At 66.1% G+C, this 18,422-nt stretch carries 15 protein-coding genes; 9 read left to right on the top strand and 6 right to left on the bottom strand.

The window, feature by feature from the left end; genetic code table 11:
- Positions 1 to 24 precede the first annotated feature (24 nt).
- The 3 genes from EII34_RS04240 to phoU form a co-directional block, all read right to left on the bottom strand.
- Complete coding sequence (locus EII34_RS04240; protein WP_124843241.1) at positions 25 to 963, bottom strand: polysaccharide deacetylase family protein; 939 nt, start codon at positions 961 to 963, stop codon at positions 25 to 27.
- Positions 964 to 1,058: 95 nt separating this feature from the next.
- Entirely contained in the window at positions 1,059 to 1,646 is a 588-nt protein-coding gene (locus EII34_RS04235; RefSeq protein ID WP_221620194.1) for a DM13 domain-containing protein, read from the bottom strand.
- Between the two features lie 73 nt (positions 1,647 to 1,719).
- Positions 1,720 to 2,385, bottom strand: coding sequence for a phosphate signaling complex protein PhoU (gene phoU / locus EII34_RS04230; RefSeq protein WP_124843331.1), 666 nt, complete (start codon positions 2,383 to 2,385; stop codon positions 1,720 to 1,722).
- A 60-nt stretch (positions 2,386 to 2,445) separates the two neighbouring features.
- Here phoU and EII34_RS04225 point away from each other — a divergent pair, with 60 nt between their 5' ends.
- The 5 genes from EII34_RS04225 to ispF all read left to right on the top strand — a co-directional run bounded on the left by EII34_RS04225 (position 2,446) and on the right by ispF (position 6,031).
- Positions 2,446 to 3,612 carry a sensor histidine kinase gene (locus EII34_RS04225; RefSeq protein WP_221620193.1) on the top strand — a complete coding sequence of 389 codons (1,167 nt, stop codon included), beginning with the start codon at positions 2,446 to 2,448 and terminating at the stop codon, positions 3,610 to 3,612.
- Positions 3,609 to 4,289, top strand: coding sequence for a response regulator transcription factor (locus EII34_RS04220; RefSeq protein ID WP_124843239.1), 681 nt, complete (start codon positions 3,609 to 3,611; stop codon positions 4,287 to 4,289). Before EII34_RS04225 ends, EII34_RS04220 begins: the two co-directional genes overlap by 4 nt.
- A 92-nt stretch (positions 4,290 to 4,381) precedes the next feature.
- Positions 4,382 to 4,867, top strand: coding sequence for a CarD family transcriptional regulator (locus EII34_RS04215; protein WP_124843237.1), 486 nt, complete (start codon positions 4,382 to 4,384; stop codon positions 4,865 to 4,867).
- A 4-nt stretch (positions 4,868 to 4,871) separates the two neighbouring features.
- Entirely contained in the window at positions 4,872 to 5,573 is a 702-nt protein-coding gene (gene ispD, locus EII34_RS04210; protein ID WP_124843235.1) for a 2-C-methyl-D-erythritol 4-phosphate cytidylyltransferase, read from the top strand.
- Complete coding sequence (ispF, locus tag EII34_RS04205; RefSeq protein ID WP_124843233.1) at positions 5,570 to 6,031, top strand: 2-C-methyl-D-erythritol 2,4-cyclodiphosphate synthase; 462 nt, start codon at positions 5,570 to 5,572, stop codon at positions 6,029 to 6,031. The genes ispD and ispF overlap by 4 nt, the downstream gene beginning before the upstream one ends.
- A gap of 4 nt (positions 6,032 to 6,035) precedes the next feature.
- On the opposite strand, the gene EII34_RS04200 is transcribed toward ispF, so the two are convergent.
- Positions 6,036 to 7,118 (bottom strand): neutral zinc metallopeptidase, encoded by a 1,083-nt coding sequence (locus tag EII34_RS04200; protein ID WP_124843231.1) that lies wholly within the window; start codon positions 7,116 to 7,118, stop codon positions 6,036 to 6,038.
- Positions 7,119 to 7,357: 239 nt separating this feature from the next.
- Here EII34_RS04200 and EII34_RS04195 point away from each other — a divergent pair, with 239 nt between their 5' ends.
- From EII34_RS04195 to EII34_RS04180, 4 genes are all read left to right on the top strand, one after another.
- Positions 7,358 to 9,019, top strand: a complete 1,662-nt coding sequence (locus EII34_RS04195) for a DUF2207 domain-containing protein (protein WP_124843229.1) — start codon at positions 7,358 to 7,360, stop codon at positions 9,017 to 9,019.
- A gap of 132 nt (positions 9,020 to 9,151) precedes the next feature.
- On the top strand, positions 9,152 to 10,375 hold the full coding sequence (locus tag EII34_RS04190; protein ID WP_185711173.1) for an inorganic phosphate transporter: 1,224 nt from the start codon (positions 9,152 to 9,154) through the stop codon (positions 10,373 to 10,375).
- Positions 10,372 to 10,662 (top strand): hypothetical protein, encoded by a 291-nt coding sequence (locus tag EII34_RS04185; RefSeq protein WP_124843225.1) that lies wholly within the window; start codon positions 10,372 to 10,374, stop codon positions 10,660 to 10,662. Before EII34_RS04190 ends, EII34_RS04185 begins: the two co-directional genes overlap by 4 nt.
- A 33-nt stretch (positions 10,663 to 10,695) precedes the next feature.
- Entirely contained in the window at positions 10,696 to 11,925 is a 1,230-nt protein-coding gene (locus tag EII34_RS04180) for a glycoside hydrolase family 3 N-terminal domain-containing protein (RefSeq protein ID WP_124843223.1), read from the top strand.
- 15 nt (positions 11,926 to 11,940) lie between these two features.
- On the opposite strand, the gene EII34_RS04175 is transcribed toward EII34_RS04180, so the two are convergent.
- Positions 11,941 to 16,764, bottom strand: a complete 4,824-nt coding sequence (locus tag EII34_RS04175) for a WD40 domain-containing protein (protein WP_185711165.1) — start codon at positions 16,762 to 16,764, stop codon at positions 11,941 to 11,943.
- Between the two features lie 165 nt (positions 16,765 to 16,929).
- The gene (locus tag EII34_RS04170; RefSeq protein WP_124843327.1) at positions 16,930 to 18,399 is read right to left on the bottom strand and encodes a glycine hydroxymethyltransferase; all 1,470 of its coding nucleotides are present in this window, start codon (positions 18,397 to 18,399) and stop codon (positions 16,930 to 16,932) included.
- Between the last annotated feature and the right edge of the window lie 23 nt (positions 18,400 to 18,422).

Raw genomic sequence — 18,422 nt, 5'->3', positions numbered from 1 at the left:
CAGCCTACAAGGACGAGGCGGTGCTCAGGCGATCACCCCGAACTTGTACCCGGCCTTCTTGTACTCCGCGATGATCTCGGGCAGTGCCTGGACCGTCAGGTCCTTGCCCTCCGAGTCATGGGCCAGCATCACCGAGACGTTCTTCTCCTCGAAGATGGGGCTGACGGCCATGTTCTTCATCTCCCGGGCACTCTTCGGACGTCGGCTCTCCGGCTCCGCGTCACCGGTCATGCAGTTCCAGTCGACCCAGTGGCAGTTCTCGGCGGCCAGGGCCTCGTCGGCGGGTTCGATGTTCTTCCAGCTCATGTGACCACCGGGGTAGCGCCAGCAGCTGGTGTCGAAGTCCTCACCCAGGACGGCGCGGATGTCCTCCTTCGTCCTGTGGAACTCGTCCATGATGGTCTCCACCTTGGCCTTGCGCCCCGGATAGAGCTTCTTGTAGTCGTGGGTGTAGCTGTGGAGGGCGACGGAGTGTCCCTCGGCGATCTCCCGCTTCAGGACGTCAGGGGCGCCACTGACGATCTTCCCGACCACGAAGAAGGTGGCGGGGACCTCGTGTTCCTTCAGGATGTCGAGGATCTGGACCGTGGTGGAGTGGTTCGGACCGTCGTCGAAGGTGAGGAAGACCACCTTCTCCTCCGGCGTCGACTTCTTCTCCAGCCAGGCCTGGACGTCGGCAGCGGGGTAGGCGTGCTCCTTCGCGGACCCGTTGTGGTTGGCGCCCGGCATCACGGCTGTGGGATCTGCCTTCGGGGTGGGGGTCGGCTCCGGGGTGGGGGACTGCTCGACCGGGGTGCTGGTCTCCGGCGTGGTGGTCTCCTCACCGGTGCTGGTCTCCGGGGTCGGTTCCGGCGTGGGGGCTGGGCTGTTCGAGGCCTCCAGGCCTGCGGGGGCACATGCGGCGACTCCGAACGTCGTGGACAGGCCCGCGGCGAGAACGAGACGGCGGCTGATGGGGGGCATGGGTGTCCTTCTTTCCGGGGTGGTTCCCGGGCAGATTCTAACTCCGTCCGGGAACCTTCCCCGCCATGTTCGGTCAGACCAAGGTCTTTGTTTGGTCAGACCAAAGGAGTGAGTGGGGCGGCACCGAAGGAGACCCCGAAGGCGACGCACCACAGATCCACCGTCGGCCACTGTGAGGGATCGACGTCATCGGGCAGGGCGTAGACCTGATTTCCGCGGTTTCCCTTCAGGGGTGCCAGCTCCAGGTGCGGGTGCTGACCAGCGGTGAACCAGCCGTCGCGGCCTTCGACGACTGGGCCTGCGGACAGCCACACCCGGACGTCGGGTCCGGTGGTGGTCTCCAGGTTCTCGAGGGCCAGCTGATGGGTGCCGTCGGGAAGCCGGTAGATGGAGGCCTTGCCGGTGGTGGAGTGCTCGTGGGAGATGAACTCGCCGCTGGAGATCAGGACCGGGCCGGTGGGCTCGGGGGAATCGTTCCCGGCGGGGGCAGCGGCTTCCTCGGAGCCGCTCGTCGCTGATGAATCGGCGGGTGCAGAGGTCTGCGCGACCTGCGGGATCGCGTCATCGACCTCGACATTGACGAACAGCAACCAGGGTTTGAACACCAGCGCACCGATGGTCACCACGACCAGGGCGACTGCGGCACCGATGATCCAGGTTCGACGGGAGAGCTTGATGGTCAAGGAAGGGTCCTTTCGTGGAGTCGATCGAAGGGGACCCAGTGTGCACCTCACATCGGTCCGACCAAAATGACGCTCACGCGTTCGGCCACTCCTCGCCCTCGGGCACCTCCCCGGTGATGATGTAGATCACGCGACGCGCGACTGCGACGGCATGGTCGGCGAACCGCTCGTAGTAACGGCCGACCAGGGCCACGTCGATGGCCTGCTCCACCGTCCCGCTCCAGTCCTCGCCGAGCAGCACCCCGAAATGATCGCGCCGCAGGCTGTCCATCTCGTGGTCGATCTCGGCCATCCGGCGGGCCGCCTCGGCATCACGGTTCTTCAGGGAGGCGTTGGCCAGCCGGGTCATCTGGATGCAGACCTGCGACATGCGCTCGAAGTTGCCCCGCAACGACTCGGGCAGGGCGGACTCCGGGAACCGCAGCCTGGCGATCTTCGCGACATGCGCAGCCAGGTCCCCCATCCGGGCCAGCTCGAACACCACCCGGATGGCGGAGACGATGGTCCTGAGCTCCCCGGCCACCGGGGCCTGCAGGGCCAGCAGGGACAGACAACGGAACTCCAGGTCCTCGTGCATCGCATCGAGCTGGGCGTCGTCGCTGACCACGGCCTCGGCCTTCGCCAGGTCCGGGTCCATCAACGCGGAGGAGGCCTCCGTGATGGCCGTCTCCACGATCAGCCCCATCGAATGGAGAGCGTCGAGCACACCCTCCAGTTCCTCGTGGTAGTTGGCGCGCATCATGTGGCCCTCCCGGAGCAGTTCGGCGTTGAGGGGATTCTATCCACCTAGGATGGCGACATGGGTCCTTTTCAGTGGGCCGCGTCGGGGGCGGTCATGGCGCTGCTGCTGGTCGGGGTGGTCCTGCTCGCCAGCGGGTACCGGTTGCGCAGGTCCGTCGCGACGGCGGAGGCGCTGCGCGAGGCGGCCCGGCAGGATCTTGCCACCGTCATCGACGCCCTCCCCGTCGCCGGGATGCTGGTCGGCCCCCACGACGAGGTGCTGAGGAACAATCCCCAGGCCGAGGCGGACGGGGTCAGCCGGGGCAGTCGCGTCGGTTTCATCGACCTGCTGGACCGGGTGCGTGCCGTCAGGGAGTCGGGGGAGGGATTCACCGGTCAGCTGGTCCGGGAACGTGACCCGGTGACCCCGATGACCGAGTTCCAGGTGAGCGTGCTGCCGCTGACGGCCGGTCACGTGCTCGTCCTCGCGGAGGACGAGGCCGAGGCCCGCCGGGTCGATGCGGTGCGGCGCGACTTCGTGGCGAACGTCTCCCACGAACTGAAGACCCCGATCGGGGCCATCACCATCCTGGCCGAGACCATCGAGGCCGCCGCGGCGGACCCGGACGACGTCACACACTTCGCCCGTCGGCTGCAGCAGGAGTCCACCAGACTGGGAGAGCTGGTCACCCAGATCATCGAGCTCTCCCGCCTCCAGTCCTTCGACCCGATGCTGAACAGCGAGGTGGTCGACGTCCCGGCGATCATCGAGGACGCCCTGGCACGCACCCGGGAGTCGGCTGAGGCGAGGAAGGTCCGTCTCGTGAGCGGGCCTGCCGTGGCCACCCACGTGGTCGGGGACCGGTGGCAGCTGACCGATGCCCTGGTCAACCTCGTCCAGAACGCCGTCAACTACTCCGACCCCGGGGCGAGGGTCGCGGTCACCGCGGTCAGGAGCCGTCGGGAGGGTGCGGAGGTGGTGGAGATCAAGGTGGCCGACAACGGCATCGGCATCCCCCCGGAGGACCAGGAACGCATCTTCGAACGGTTCTACCGGGTGGACCATGCCCGGTCCCGGGACACCGGTGGCACCGGACTCGGGCTGTCCATCGTCCGGCACATCGCCCTGGCCCACGGTGGTGGCGTCGCGGTGTGGTCCAGACCCCACCAGGGATCGACGTTCACCCTCCACCTGCCCGCCCATGACCCTGAACCGGACCCAGCCGTGGCAAGGACGACACCATGACCCGCATCCTGATCATCGAGGATGAGGAATCCTACCGGGAGGCCCTGACCTTCATGCTGGAACGGGAGGGCTTCGAGGTCAGGGCCAGTGCCGACGGCCTCGCAGGCCTGGCCGAGTACGATCGCGACGGTGCGGACCTGGTGCTGCTCGACGTGATGATGCCGGGGATGTCCGGAACGGAGGTCTGCAGACAGCTCCGGATGCGTGGTGGTGGGGTGGGGATCATCATGCTCACGGCCCGCGACTCCGAGGTGGACAAGGTGGTTGGCCTGGAGGTGGGGGCCGACGACTACGTCACCAAACCGTTCTCCCACCGGGAACTCGTCGCGAGGATCCGGGCGGTGTGCCGCCGTGGTCAGCAGGAGGAGACGCTGTCGTCGACCGTGGTCGAGGCGGCCGGGGTGCGCATCGACGTGGACCGGCACCAGGTCAGCGTCGACGGTGAGGCGGTGCAGTTCGCGCTGCGCGAGTTCGAGCTGCTCGAACTGCTGGTGCGCAATGCGGGACGCGTGCTGACCCGGTCCCAGCTCATCGACCGGATCTGGGGCAGCGACTACGTCGGTGACACCAGGACCCTCGACGTCCACGTCAAACGGATCAGGGCCAAGATCGAACCGGACCCGTCGCACCCGGTGCGGCTGGTGACCGTGCGGGGTCTCGGCTACAGGTATGGATGACCCACGAGACCTGATCTATCCCCTGGAGGCTGGACGCCCGGGGACGACACGCCGACCCATGGTAGGATTGCCTGCGGAAAGGGGCCTGAAATATGACTTTTACGGTCGGAGAGACGGTGGTCTACCCCAATCACGGGGCGGCAGTCATCGAAGACATCGAGACGCGGCAGATCAAGGGAGAGGACAGGCTGTACCTGGTCCTCAGGATCATCGGACAGAACGACCTGGTGGTGCGGGTCCCCGCCTGCAACCTCGACCTCGTCGGGGTGCGTGACGTGGTGGACGCCGACGGCCTGGAGCGGGTGTTCCAGGTGCTGCGTGCGGAGCACACCGAGGAACCGACGAACTGGTCCCGCCGCTACAAGGCGAACCTGGAGAAGCTGCACTCGGGCAACGTCATCAAGGTGTCCGAGGTGGTCCGCGACCTGTGGCGTCGTGACCGTGACAAGGGACTGTCGGCCGGTGAGAAGCGCATGCTGGCCAAGGCCCGCACCATTCTCGTCGCCGAGCTGGCGCTCGCGGAGGACGTCGCTGAGGACCGCGCCGAGGTGATGCTCGACGAGGTCCTCGCCTCGTGATCCGTTGAACACAGTCGTCGAACCGGTCGTCGCCGTCGTGGTGGCGGCCGGTTCTGGTTCCCGCCTCGGGGCCGAGGTCCCGAAGGCTCTCGTGGACCTCGGTGGTGAGTCCCTGGTGGGGCATGCGGTCCGGGCGATGGTGGCCGGAGGAGCACTCCGGGTGGTCGTCACGGTCCCGGCCGGACACCTGGCCGACTTCGAGGCCGTGCTGGCCGGGCGGACAGAGGTGAGGCTCGTCGTCGGCGGGGCCGAGCGTCAGGACTCGGTGCGGCTGGGGCTGGCGGCACTCGCGGAGGAGTTCGGACCCGAGACGGTGGTGCTGGTCCACGACGCGGCCAGGCCTCTCGTGCCGCAGCGGGTGGTCCGGGACGTGGTGACCGCGGTCCGTGACGGGGCCGATGCGGTCGTGCCCGTCGTGGACGTCCACGACTCGATCCGCACCGCTGAACCGGTCGGGTCCCAGCCGGTGGACCGGAGCACGCTCCGCGCGGTCCAGACCCCACAGGGGGCGAGGCTCGCGGTGTTGCGGCAGGCCCACCGACTGGTCCAGGAAAGAGGTCTCCCGGTGACCGACGACGCGAGCGCCATCGAGCTGCTGGGACGTGCGGTGACCCAGGTCGCAGGGGACCGTGAGGCCGCGAAGATCACCGAACCGGCGGATCTGCTGCTGGCCGAGGCGGTGCTGGACAGGAGGAGGAAGACGTGAGGGTCGGGATCGGAACCGATGTGCACCGGCTGGTCGACGGGGTGCCGATGTGGGTGGCGGGCCTCCACTTCCCCGACGAGCCACAGGGGCTCTCCGGGCACTCCGACGGCGACGTCGCGGCCCACGCCGCCGTCGACGCGTTGCTGTCAGCGGCGGCTCTGGGCGACATCGGGTCCCGGTTCGGCACCGACCGTCCCGAATGGGCCGGGGCCAGCGGTGTCGCATTCCTCCGCGAGACCGCACGGCTGGTGCGTGAGGCGGGGCTGCGGATCGGCAACGTCTCGGTGCAGGTCATCGGCAACCGCCCCCGGATGGCGGCCCGCCGCGCCGAGGCGGAGCAGGTGCTGGGCGAGGCCCTCGGGGCCCCGGTGAGCGTGTCCGCCACCACGACGGACGGGTTGGGCCTGACCGGACGCGGCGACGGTGTGGCCGCCGTCGCCGTCGCCCTGGTTCACTGACGACTCACCGCACCTCGGAGGACGGGGCGACGAAGCTGTTGCTGACCCCGACGTCGGCGGAGTTCAAGCCACGCTCCCCCCACATCCGGCGGTTCTCACCCCGACCGTGGTCACCCTCCTGGTCGGGGTCGAGTCCGGCACGCCTGCGCAGCTGGTCGTCACCGATCTCGTAGAGCATCTCAGAGATCTCCTGGCGGTCCTTGTCGGTGACCCCCAGGCTGTGCCCGAGGGAATTGAGCGCCAGCCCGGCCAGGGCGTCGGCCTGCACCTCCTTGCGACGGGAGATGTCCAGCACCTCCTTCTCGCTCGTGGCGTGGTACTGGAGACGCAACCCGGCGCCGAGGATGCCTGCGCGTCCCTGGACGGCGTGCCCGTACTCATGGGCGATGATCAGGTGGAACATCGAGCGGGCCTGGGGACCGCCCTCGGCCAGGGACTCGGCGACCTCCTGGTTGAGGAAGATCCGTTGGTCCAGGAGGCAGAAGAACGCGTTGGGTCCGGCCTCGACCTCACACTTCGACTGGAACGGGGAACCGGAGGGAACCACCGTGACCTTCGGAGTGATCGGGATGAAGCCGGCCTCCTCGAGGGCGGGGCCCCACACCCGGGTCAGGCAGTTCATGTAGCTCTGCAGCTCCTCCTCCAGGGCCGCGTCGCTCTTCTTCTGCTTGTCCGAGAGCTGGATCTCGCAGCGCACCGGGGAGGGCAGGGTGATGTCGTAGAGCGGGTTGTCCTCGAGGTACTTCCTCGCCTCGGTCTCGGTGTCCGGGATGTGGAAGTCCGGTGGGTTGTCGCTCACCGGAGGCACCTCGTAGTCCTCATTCTGGTACTGCACGTCGACGGTGGAGCCCTGCGAGTCGGTGAGGATGAGCAGCATCACGCCCAGCAGGGCGGCGGAGGCGACGACGAGGGCGACCAGCAGCCCCGTCGAGGACCTCCTCGGGGGGTGCTGCTGCCACGGCGGGGGTGCACCGTGGTACCGGGGAGGTGGGAAACCCTGCCCGACCGGGCTCCACTGTGCACCGGGCTGGAAACCGTACGGGGTGGGGCGGAACCCGCCCTGGGGGGTCAAAGGTGGGTGCATCATCACCGGGCCCGACGTGGGTCGCACCGGGGGCGGGGCATGGAAACCCCGCGCAGGAGGCGCCGGGGGATACCAGCGCGGAGGGTTCGGCTGTCCGGGGAACGGCGGCTGGTTCGGTTGCACCACGCAGACAGGTTAGCCAACCACGGGACCAGTTCCGCAAGAAACCGGCTGAACCGCCGCGGTGCTCAGCAGGTGCGGTACCGTCTGCTCTGAACGCTGGTAGGACAAGGAGCTGCAAGGTGCGTTTGATCCGACTTCTGATGATCCCGGTGGCCGCGTTGGCCCTGGTGTTGGGCGTGCCCGTGGCGCATGCCGAGGAACCGATGGCCACGTCCTACCAGTTCGAGGGGAAGCTGGAGGCCGATGGCACCCTGCAGGTGACCGAGACCCTCACCTTCGACGCCCTGCCGGCGCGGGTGACACAGCGGTTCGCCACACGTGCCCCCATCGACCGGCACAGCTACCACCAGTACGAGTTCTCCGAGTTCAGCATCGAGGGCGGCGAGGACGTCGAACGTTCCCGTGACGGCGACTACGAGGTGGTCTCGTTCACCCCGTCGCAGGAGGTGAGGATCAGCTACGGCGTCAAGGGCACCACCCGCGTCGACGAAGCCGCCGGTGATGGCGGGACGGTCTTCTCGTGGCGGGTGCTGCAGGGCCTGTCCGTGCCGGTGGCGAAGGCCGAGGGTGTGCTGAAGGTGGCGGCGTTGCCGCAGTTCGTGGACTGCACCGCCGGGCCGCCCGGGGCGCTCGACAAGTGTGTGATGGCGGCGGCCGGGACCCACGACGCCCCGATGCCGGTCTTCGAGTCCGATGCGCGGGGTGCCGGGGAGCAGGTGACCTTCACCGTCGGCCTGCAGGGCGGCTCCGTCGCGGCCTCGGCGGTGGTGAAGGAGGAGTGGAACCTGGACCGGGCCTTCACGGCCGACCTGACGACGGTGGGGGCCGCCCTGGCGACGCTGGCGCTCGGGTCGCTGCTGCTGTGGTGGCTGTTCCGCCGCACCGGTCGCGACACCGGGTTCGACGGTGATGCGGCCGTCGTCGGGGCCTTCCGTCCGGTCGGTGACGGCGAGTCCGTCTTCGAGACGGCCGACGGCGTGCGTCCCGGCCTGGTGGGGACCGTCGCGGACGAGCGGGTCGATCCGGTGGACATCACCGCGACGTTGCTGGACCTGGCGGTGCGGGGGCACCTGCGCATCACCGAGCAGCAGCACCCGCAGCACGGGATGCTGGACTGGGAGCTCACCCGGCTGGAGAACCCGGCGGACCGGGTGGCGGCCTTCGAGGAACGACTGCTGGATGCGATCGTGCCGAACGGCCGGTCGTCGCTGGTCTCCGAACTGCCCACCGCGCTGGCCCCGGCCCTGCCGGGCATCCAGGACGCGCTCTACGACGAGGTGGTGACCCGCGGCTGGTTCGACTCCAGGCCCGATGCGACCCGCTCGTCGTGGAAGCTTCGCGGCTGGGTGGCCCTCGGGACCTCCGTGGTGGCGCTGGTGCTGCTGGCGGCCTTCACCAGGTTCGGACTGCTGGGGTTGGTGCTCGTCGCCCTGGCGGCCGGGCTGCTGTTCATCGGCAACCAGATGCCGCGTCGCACGGCCGAGGGGGCGCGGGTGCTGGGTGGGCTCGGGGCCCTGTCGTCGTTGCTGGCGACGCACTCGACCACGCAGATGCCGAAGGGCAGGGAACTGGTGGAGATCTCGCGGCTGCTGCCCTACGCCGTCGTGCTGGGTGGCCGGCAGCGCTGGCTGGAGGCGATGGCCGCCGCCGATGACGACGACCTGCCGGACCCGACGGATCTCGACTGGTACCACGCACCCGAGACGTGGCACCTGAGGGATCTGCCGGCCTCGCTCAACCAGTTCGTCAACACGGTGCAGGGGGAGCTGTTCAGCCGCTGAGAACGCCGTGCCGAGGGCCGGGACGCCGCTTCGTGCGGCTCCCGGTCCTTGAGGTCTCCTTGAGGTTTCGGGACCCCCGGTTTTCACAGTTGAGGGGATAGGGGGGACACTTGGGGGGTGACCCCCGAACTGATGGTTGTCCTGTCGCTGGTCGTCGTGACCGCCTTGGCCTTCGATTTCACCAACGGATTCCATGACACCGGCAACGCGATGGCCACCTCCATCGCCACCGGGGCGCTCAGACCCAGGGCCGCCGTCACCCTTTCCGCGATCCTCAACCTCATCGGTGCGTTCCTGTCCGTGGAGGTGGCGTTGACGGTCACCAACGCGGTGGTGAAGCTGCAGGACAGCAACGGGGCGCCGCGTGCCGAGTTGTTGAGCGACGGTGGTGAGGGGCTGCTGCTGATCGTGCTGGCCGGGTTGGTCGGGGCGATCGTGTGGAATCTCGCGACGTGGCTGTGGAGTCTGCCGTCGAGCTCCTCCCACGCCCTGTTCGGTGGGCTGGTGGGTGCCACCATCGCGGGCCTCGGCTTCGGTGGGGTCAAGTGGATGGGGGACGGCACGAAGCTCGACGGTGTGGTGGGCAAGGTGGTGCTGCCCGCCCTGCTGTCCCCGGCGGTCGCGATCATCGTGGCCGCGGTCGGGACGTGGCTGGTGTTCCGGCTGACGAGGGGGGTGGTCGAGCGCCATCGGGAGGCCGCGTTCCGCTGGGGACAGATCGGCTCGGCGTCGCTGGTGTCCCTGGCGCACGGCACGAATGACGCCCAGAAGACGATGGGGGTCATCACCCTGGCGCTGATCGCGACCGGTTCCTGGACGGACCTGGCGGGGGTGCCGCTGTGGGTGAAGGTCAGCTGTGCGGTGGCGATCGCGGTCGGCACCTATGTCGGGGGGTGGCGTGTGATCCGCACCCTGGGCAAGGGGCTGGTGGAGATCTCGGCGCCGCAGGGCATGGCGGCGGAGTCGTCGTCGGCGGCGGTGATCCTGGCCTCCAGCCACATGGGCTTCGCCCTGTCCACCACGCATGTCGCCACCGGGTCGATCCTCGGCAGCGGCGTGGGACGGCACGAGGCGAAGGTCAACTGGAGGGTGGCGGGACGCATGGCGGTGGCCTGGCTGGTGACGCTCCCCGCGGCGGCGGTGGTCGGTGCCGTGATGTGGTTCATCGGGAACCTGTTCGGTGGTCTGGTGGGGGCGCTCGTCATCTTCAGCATCCTGCTGGCCTCGTCGGGCTGGATGTACCTGCACTCCCGCAAGTCGGCGGTGGATCACCGCAACGTCAACGACGACTGGGTGGATGAGCTGGCGGCCTCCCGTGAGGCGGGCGTGGCCCTGGGTGAGATGGGGAAGGCATGAACAACCTGTGGTTGGCGTTGACGGGGGCCTGGCAGGTGCTGCTGGCGGGACTGCTGCTGGGGGCGGGGCTGCCCGCGATCTTCGCGCTGGGCATCCGGGTGCTGTCGGTGGGGGCGGCCGGGACCCCGGACGATCCGCAGCCCACGTGGCTGGGCAGGTCCTTGGCCGGGATCTGTTTCGCGGTGGTGGGGCTCGGCATCCTGGCCGGGATCGGCACCATCGTCGCGCACGGTTTCGGGGCCCAGTTGACCTTCGACGGCATCATCCCGGTCTTCGTCCGGAGGTGATGTGGACCTCGTCGTGGCGTAACCTCGGGGAGCATGCGCACCTTCACCGTTCGACATCGACAGCTGTCCGCCTGGGTGGTCTTCGCGGGGATCACCGTCGCGGGATGCACCGCGGCACCAGCGACCTCGCCCGGGGCGTCCTCGGACAGTGGGATGAGTGCGACGCAGAGCGTCAGCCCGACTCCCAGCGGGTCGTCCTCCCCGGAGCCGTTCTCGGCGTCGGCGGGTCAGGGGTGTCGTCTGCTGGCGGAGGGGCTCAGCACCGAGCAGCAGGCGGGGCAGTTGTTCATGGTGGGCGTGGAGACCAGTGGGCTCAGCAGTGCGGCCCGGAGGGTGATCAGCGACGGTGCGGCGGGTTCGGTGGTGCTGCTCGGCAACAGCGAGGCCGGGAGCGCCCGCATCGCGGCCCTGACCGAGGAGATCGCAGCGGCGGCCCCGGAGGGGATGCCGGTCCTGGTGGCGGTGGACCAGGAGGGTGGGAAGGTCACGAGGCTTCGGGGACCCGGTTTCAGTGAGATCCCGTCGGCGGTGGAGCAGGGGAGGCTGGCCGACGGTGAGCTGAGGGAGCAGGCCAGCGTGTGGGGCAGGGAGCTGCGGGACGCCGGGGTGCACGTCGACCTGGCCCCGGTGGCGGATGTGGTCCCGCCGGGCAAGACCAGCAGCAACGCGCCCATCGGGAAGTTGAACCGGAACTTCGGCACCGACCCGGGGCAGGTGTCGCGTTCGGTGGTGGAGTTCACCGAGGGCATGCAGGAGGCGGGCGTGCTGACCTCGCTGAAGCACTTCCCGGGGCTGGGTGAGGTGACGGTGAACACCGATTTCGGCCAGGCGGAGGATTCCGACATCACGGCCGACCACGAGGCCCTGGAGCCGTTCCGGGCGGGTATCGCGGCGGGGGCGGACTCGGTGATGATCTCCTCGGCGGTGTTCACCCTCATCGACGCGGAGCAGGAGGGGGTCTTCAGCCCGGCCGTGGTCACCACACTGCTGCGGGAGCAGCTGGGCTTCGAGGGCGTGGCGATCAGCGACGACCTGGGGGCGGCGGTCTCCGTCGGCGGGGTCTCGCCGGGGCAGCGGGCGGTGCGGTTCTTCGCGGCCGGTGGGGACCTGCTGATCAACGCGGACCCGGCGCTGATGGACGAGATGCTGCAGGCCACCGTCGACTGGGCCGCGGAGGACCCGGCGAATGCCGAGCGCCTGGCCGAGTCGGCGGGCCGGGTGCTGGAGCTGAAACAGAAGGCGGGCCTGCTCAGCTGTGACTGAGCATCGCCAAGAACCTCACAACGGCCGGGCGGGTTCCGTCTCCGCCACGGGAACCCGCGTGACGTTTCCCGCCTCGTCGTGATACTCCCATTGCAGGCAGCGCCATGCCTCGCCGACGCAACAGATCACCTCGTTCGTGTTCGGGTCCCATGAGGCATAGCTCTCCAGCCGGAACGGCCCCGGTTTCGCGAATCCCATGATCCGCAGGGGTTTCCCGGTGTGGGTGTCCCAGATGATGGCGGTGCCGTCATCACTGGTGGTGGTGAGGGTGTCGCCGTTGGGGTGGTAGGCGACGGCAGTGACGGAGTTTGTGTGGCGAGTGAGGGTGTGGATGGGTGTGGCGGTGTGGGTGTCCCAGATGATGGCGGTGCCATCTTCGGTGGCTGTGGTAAGGGTATTGCCATCCGGGTGGTAGGCGATAGCTGTGACTGAGCTTGTGTGGCCTTTTAGGGTGTGGATTTTCTTGCCAGTGCGGAGATCCCAAGTCCTGACGAGGTTTCCTCCAGAGGTTGTAGCGAAAGTAGTATCTGGATGGTAAGCAAAAAGGGATATTCGGCGAGTCCTGTCGACTATAGGGAGTCTGATCCTGTTGCGAATTCTCCCAGTCTGAAGCTCTTGGATGGCTATAAGGCCATCTTTATGTGCTGTGATAAGTGTTGAGCCGTCTGGGTGGTGAGAAATGGCTACAGCATCGCTGGCATGCTCGGTTAGGGGTTTCATAAAATTATTGTTTGTGGCATCTTGGATGAAGATGGCTCCGTCGTCGCTGACGCTAGTGAAGGTGGCTCCGTTTGGGTGGTATGCGATGCTGGTGAATCGGTGAGTTCGACGGGTGAGGCTATTGAGTTTTTCGCCGTTTTCGGTGTTCCAGGTGATGAAAGTTCCATCTTTGCTGGTCGTGGTGAGTGTGTTGCCATCCGGATGGTAGGCGATGGCAGTAATGGGGCTTGTGTGGCCCTTGAGGGTGTGGATTTTCCTTCCGGTGTGTGTCTCCCATATGATGGCGAAGCCATCTTCGGTAGTCGTGGTGAGTGTATTGCCATCCGGGTGGTAGGCAACGGCGGTAACGTTGTCGCTGTGTCCTTTGAAGACGTGCAGTTTCTTTCCGGTATAAGTGTCCCAGATGCTCGGTCCCTTATCGCCTCCGCTGGCGGTTAAGATTGTTCCGTTTGTCTGGTAGATGATGGAGGCTATGGGGTGGCGAAGATCTCGGATTTTCTCGCTGGTTTCAGCATTCCAGATGCTGGCGCTGTTGTCAGAGTTGACGATGGTTAAAGTTGTGCCATCTGGGTGGTAGGCTACTGATGTAATATTTCCTGTCGTGGTTCCAATTGCGTGAAGCTTCTTGCCTGTGAAAGCCTCCCAAACGATTGCGGGGGTATCGTTGCTGGTGGTGGTGAAAGTTGTGCCGCTTGGGTGGTACGTGATAGTTGTTGCTCGGCGTGTTCTGCCGATAAGGCTGTTGAGCTTTTCGCCGGTTCGAGCGTCCCAATTGATGAATGTTCCGTCTTTACTCGTTGTGGTGAGCGTGCTACCATCTGGGTGGTAGGCGATGGCGGTTATCGGGCTTGCGTGGCCGTTGAGTGTGCGAAGAATTTTTCCGGTCTCCGTGTCCCACGTGATGGCTTTGCCGTCCCAGGTTATAGTGGTAATAGTGTCGCCGTCAGGATGATAAGAGGCGGCAATCATGTGGCCCTTTAGGGTGTGAATTTTTTGCCCGGTTTGTGTGCTCCATATGGTGACGGAATGGCCCCAGGTTGTGGTGGCAAGAGTATTGCCGTCTGGGTGGTATGAAATATTGGACTTTATCCCTACGTGCCCCTTTAGGGTATAAAGAATCTCCCCGCTGCATGAATCCCAGATTATGATCATGCCATCGGAGCTCGATGTGGCCAATGTGCTGCCGTCAGGGTGGCATGCGATAGAGGTGATATTTTGCCTGTGTCCTGTTATCCAAGATAATCTTCTGGTAGATTTTTTACTTCCTTTCGATGTGCTTGGATATTGCGAAGTCCACATGTTGCTGGATGGTATGTATTTTTGTGGAAATTTTGGGCAGTCGCGTAGGTATAGACTTGGTTTGTGTGTCCCTTCAAATAAAGTCTCAGCGAGATTTATCTTGCCGAAATTGGCGAACCCAAGGCTAGCATTACTAAAGTTTGCGTTGCTCAGATCGATGGGATGTTGGGACCGATAGCCGTCAACCACAAGCCCGTCCAGTTGAGCTCCGGTCAGGTTGATGTCCCTCAGCGTCGGGGCGGGGTGGCCAGTACTCAGCGCATGCAGCCCGTAGTACAGGATCAGCTCGCTGGTCTGTGGCCGGTACTCGGTGCGCCAGGAGTTCAGGGTGTGGATGAGATCGGGCTCCGCGTCGAAGAGCTGACCGAGGAACTCCAAGGTTTCCTCGCTGGGGCGCCGGATGGCCCAGCCTTCCGGTCGGTCATCGCGGACGGCGCTCAGCAGGTGACGGGCCAAGAAGTACTCGTGCATGGAGGTGTGGGCGAAGCCGAAGGTGCTGTTCTTGCCCTCGTCGCGTCGGGCCAGAAAGGTGGCCACGCGAAGGTCCTCCTCCAACAGGTCTGGGCTCATGCTGTTGTACCGTTTGAACGACCGCTGCGTGTCCCGCCACTCGTGGAACCAGTCCTCGATCTCGATGGCTGCCAGTCGAGTGCTCTCGTGCCGCCAGAGATAGGCCGCCAAGTGTTCCATGAGGCTCAGCTTGTGCTCCGGTTTGATGTGCTCCTTGGCTGCGTCGCGGTCCAGCCATCGCTGAGTGAGCCCCTCGTAGATGTCCACCCCACGGATGATCTGGCCCGAGCGGCGCTTGGCCTCCAGGTTTTCCAGCTGCTCGCTGATCATCTTCAGGGTGACGGGACGTGAGGCCAGGTCAGCCAGGTTGTGGACCTCGTCCAGCAACTCCATGGTCCCGTCCACATCTGTATTGCCCGCCAGCCCCTCGAGGTAACGACGGATCTGCTCGCGGGTGAAGGGCAGCAGCTGCAGGGCGGCGAAGGAATCGGCCGACTTGTTGCCGCGTTCGTTCCCCGTGAGGTGGTTCCGCTGCTCGTTGAGAGTGCGGAAGTACTGGGTGCGGCAGGAGACCAGCACTTTCGGGAGCTTCCGGCTGGGGTCTTCATTCTGGCGCTGTTGCGCCGTGTCGAGGAGGCTGAGTAGGCCGCGGGTGAAGGCGCTGCCGTCCTTCTCTTCGAGCTTGACCAGCACCTCATCCAGGCCGTCGAAGATGACCACTGCGCCTTGGTCCACCCAGCTCCAGAACTCGTCGAGGGAGTAGCTGCGGTCGGCGCGCCAACCGCGGTTGAAGCACTCCTGAACCGTCTCGGCCAGCGTGGGAACGCCCGATCCCAAGTTCTGGATCTCCCGAAGGTCAAGGTAGATGGGGAGCGGGGCGCTCGGATCGGTCGTGTGCTCCTGGTGGAGCCGCTCGGAAAGACGCTGGCAGCTGACGGTCTTTCCGCTGCCGTACTCGCCGAGCAGAGCACAGAGGGGCGGTGAATCGGGGTTGTCGACCCAGTCCGTCAAGAAGTCCAACACATCAACACCGTCATACGGGGCGATGGAAGCCGGTTTCGTCTTGACCAAGGACCACGAGGTTCCTTGTACATCGTCGATGCGAGAAGGCATGTCCCGTAAGTCGGAGAGAGGGGGAGGGCAGAAGGCTGTGGGAGGGTGATCGAGGACCCCAGGTGTCGAGCTGTCAGCGTACAGGGGGCCTTGGCCCAAGGCTGCGTGCACCACGACGGCGGCGTTCTGGGCTGCAGTCCGTTGATCGCGTTCCTTCGTGGAATTGCCCTTGTTTCCGTCGGCGAAGTCACAGATGGCCTTGACGATGATCCAGTCGCAATGATGCCCTTTCAGGGCATGGTGAAGCCCCAAACCTTCCATCTCGCCGCCGATCACCTCACGGTCGGTGAGGTTCTTGAGATGGTTTCGGTAGTCCACGTCATCGATCAGCTTGTCTCCGCTCAGTATGTTTCCGAAACGGACTCTCGGCCAGCGCAGGGGCTCCTGCAGGGTGTGCTGCCACTCTCGAAATCGGTTCAAGAGATGATACGAGGCCTCGATTCCAGCGTGCCGGAGCTGGAGCCTGCCATTTCTCATCTTGCCCAGCTGGTAGTCGATGACTCCGGAGGAGACCAGGACATCTCCGATCTTCTGGCTCTGCTCTTGTGTCCCAAAGGCTATCCCCACTCCAATGATCGCCTTGGGGTTCCAAGCCTGCCAAGCGTCTGTGGCGGTGCGTTGGGAGTCGTGGGTGCCTTGTTGGCTGATCCGATGCACGACATCCATTCCGCCAACCGTTCCAAGTTGGAAATATCGATGCCCGTCTACTGTGATCGATGAAGGGGACTTCTTTCCACAGAACTGCCTTTGCAGTTCCCGAGCCTCGTGCTCGTTGAAGGTGATGAGAACGACGACGTCGCGTTCTCTGGGGATCATCCCCTTCGTGTTGGTGATCTCGGTGTGGTGCCGGATGCGGTCCAGTTCCGGGGTCAGCGCGGCGTCCGGGGGTGGGGTGGGGCCCTCGAACCACAGCCGCCGCGCGGCGGCCCCACCCTTCTTCTCGGTGCTGCGGCGCACCGTGATGTCGATGCCTTGGGCCTCGGCAGCCGCGTTGAAGCGGTTGCACAGGTTCTTCAGGAGGTTGTTGGCCGAGGCAGTGTCCGCGAACGGGTACAGGGCCTCGTGGATGTCCGCGATGACGGCCTCGTTTTGCTCGTTCAGCAGCTGGAGGATCAGCTCGAAGGCCTTCTGGTCCTTGGCGGACAGACCCAAGCGCTCCATGATGCGCCCCACCTGGTAGTGATTCAGAACGGCCATCGGTCCTCCTTTGGGTCGATGGCAGCAGCCTACCACAGCATTATGCTGAATGAGCCGAATAAAGCTGAATGAACTTCTGTGCAGTTGTTCCTGGTCGGCAATAGGGTCTTGACAAGCAACGATGCCCCCGCAGTCCGCCTGCGGGGGCATCGGTGGGCTGGTGCCTCAGAGGTCGAGGCCCGGGTAGAGGGGACGCATCTCGAGGAGCTTCGCCGCCCGGTCCTGGGTGGTGCTGGCCAGGTTCTCCGGCATGGTGTACTTCGCCTTGCCCGGCTTGCCCTCCTTCGTCGTGGTGGGCTCGGTGGCCGTCAGCACGTCGGTGATCATCGCCGCCACCTCGTCCATGTCCGAGGTGGTGAAGCCACGCGAGGTGAGGGCCGGGGTGCCCAGCCGCACCCCCGAGGTGTACCAGGCGCCGTTCGGATCGTTCGGCACCGAGTTGCGGTTGGTGACGATGCCCGCGTCCAGCAGCGCCGACTCGGCCTGGCGGCCCGTCAGGCCGAAGCCCGTGACGTCGAGCAGCACGATGTGGTTGTCCGTGCCGCCCGTGACCAGCTTCCCGCCCCGCTTCAGCAGGCCCTCGGCCAGCGCCCGGGCGTTGTCGACCACCCGGTGCGCGTAGTCCTGGAAGGCCTCGGTCCGGGCCTCGGCCAGGGCCACCGCCTTCGCCGCCATCACGTGCGACAGCGGGCCACCCAGCACCATCGGGCAGCCGCGGTCCACATCCGCCGCGTAGTCCTTCGTCGCGAGCACCAGACCACCGCGCGGACCACGCAACGACTTGTGGGTGGTGGTGGTCACCACGTCGGCCCACGGCACCGGGTTCTCCTCGCCCTGGAACACCTTGCCCGCGACGAGCCCCGCGAAGTGGGCCATGTCCACCATGAGCACCGCACCCACCTGGTCCGCGATCTCTCGCATCCTCGCGAAGTTCACCCGACGCGGATACGCCGAGTACCCGGCCACGATCACCAGCGGCTTGAACTCGGCGGCCTGCTTCGCCAGCGCGTCGTAGTCCAGCAGCTGGGTCTCGGGATCCGTGCCGTAGGAACGCTGGTGGAACATCTTCCCGGAGACGTTCGGCCGGAACCCGTGGGTGAGGTGACCGCCGGCATCCAGGCTCATCCCCAGCAGGCGCTGGTTGCCGAACCGGGCCCGCAGCGTCTCCCAGTCCGCCTCACTCAGCTCCGAGACGTTCTTCGCGCCGAACTCGGCCAGGGCCGGGGTCTCGACGTGGTGGGCCAGGATCGCCCAGTAGGCGGTGAGGTTCGCGTCGATCCCGGAATGCGGCTGCACATAGGCGTACTCCGCGCCGAACAGCTCCCGCGCGTGCTCGGCCGCCACGGACTCGACCACATCGACGTTCTGGCAGCCCGCGTAGAACCGGTGCCCGACGGTGCCCTCGGCGTACTTGTCGCTCAGCCAGGTGCCCATCGTCGCGAGCACCGGCAGGCTGGCGTAGTTCTCGGAGGCGATGAGCTTCAGCGAGGCCCGCTGATCGGTCAGCTCGTCACGGGTGGCCTGCGCGATGCGCGGCTCGACGGCCTCGATCGCGGAGAGGAGAGTCTGGTAGGCGCTGGACAACTGCTCGGTCACGATGACTCCTGGTGGAAGACGACGGTGTCCCCAATCTATCCCGCCCGGCCCCCTAAGGTGTA

This window comes from Arachnia propionica (assembly GCF_003859805.1).
In the GTDB taxonomy this organism is placed as follows: domain Bacteria; phylum Actinomycetota; class Actinomycetes; order Propionibacteriales; family Propionibacteriaceae; genus Arachnia; species Arachnia propionica_C.
Note: the sequence above shows the minus strand (reverse complement) of the source record. Positions and strands in the feature narration are given on the sequence as shown.

Excerpts from the sequence above, each read along its gene's own strand:
- EII34_RS04180 (WP_124843223.1), top strand. The coding sequence starts at position 10,696 with ATGCGCACCTTCACCGTTCGACATCGACAGCTGTCCGCCTGGGTGGTC.
- EII34_RS04175 (WP_185711165.1), bottom strand. The coding sequence starts at position 16,764 with ATGGCCGTTCTGAATCACTACCAGGTGGGGCGCATCATGGAGCGCTTG.
- EII34_RS04220 (WP_124843239.1), top strand. The coding sequence starts at position 3,609 with ATGACCCGCATCCTGATCATCGAGGATGAGGAATCCTACCGGGAGGCC.
- phoU (WP_124843331.1), bottom strand. The coding sequence starts at position 2,385 with ATGCGCGCCAACTACCACGAGGAACTGGAGGGTGTGCTCGACGCTCTC.
- EII34_RS04200 (WP_124843231.1), bottom strand. The coding sequence starts at position 7,118 with ATGATGCACCCACCTTTGACCCCCCAGGGCGGGTTCCGCCCCACCCCG.
- EII34_RS04240 (WP_124843241.1), bottom strand. The coding sequence starts at position 963 with ATGCCCCCCATCAGCCGCCGTCTCGTTCTCGCCGCGGGCCTGTCCACG.
- EII34_RS04215 (WP_124843237.1), top strand. The coding sequence starts at position 4,382 with ATGACTTTTACGGTCGGAGAGACGGTGGTCTACCCCAATCACGGGGCG.
- EII34_RS04225 (WP_221620193.1), top strand. The coding sequence starts at position 2,446 with ATGGGTCCTTTTCAGTGGGCCGCGTCGGGGGCGGTCATGGCGCTGCTG.
- EII34_RS04185 (WP_124843225.1), top strand. The coding sequence starts at position 10,372 with ATGAACAACCTGTGGTTGGCGTTGACGGGGGCCTGGCAGGTGCTGCTG.
- EII34_RS04190 (WP_185711173.1), top strand. The coding sequence starts at position 9,152 with ATGGTTGTCCTGTCGCTGGTCGTCGTGACCGCCTTGGCCTTCGATTTC.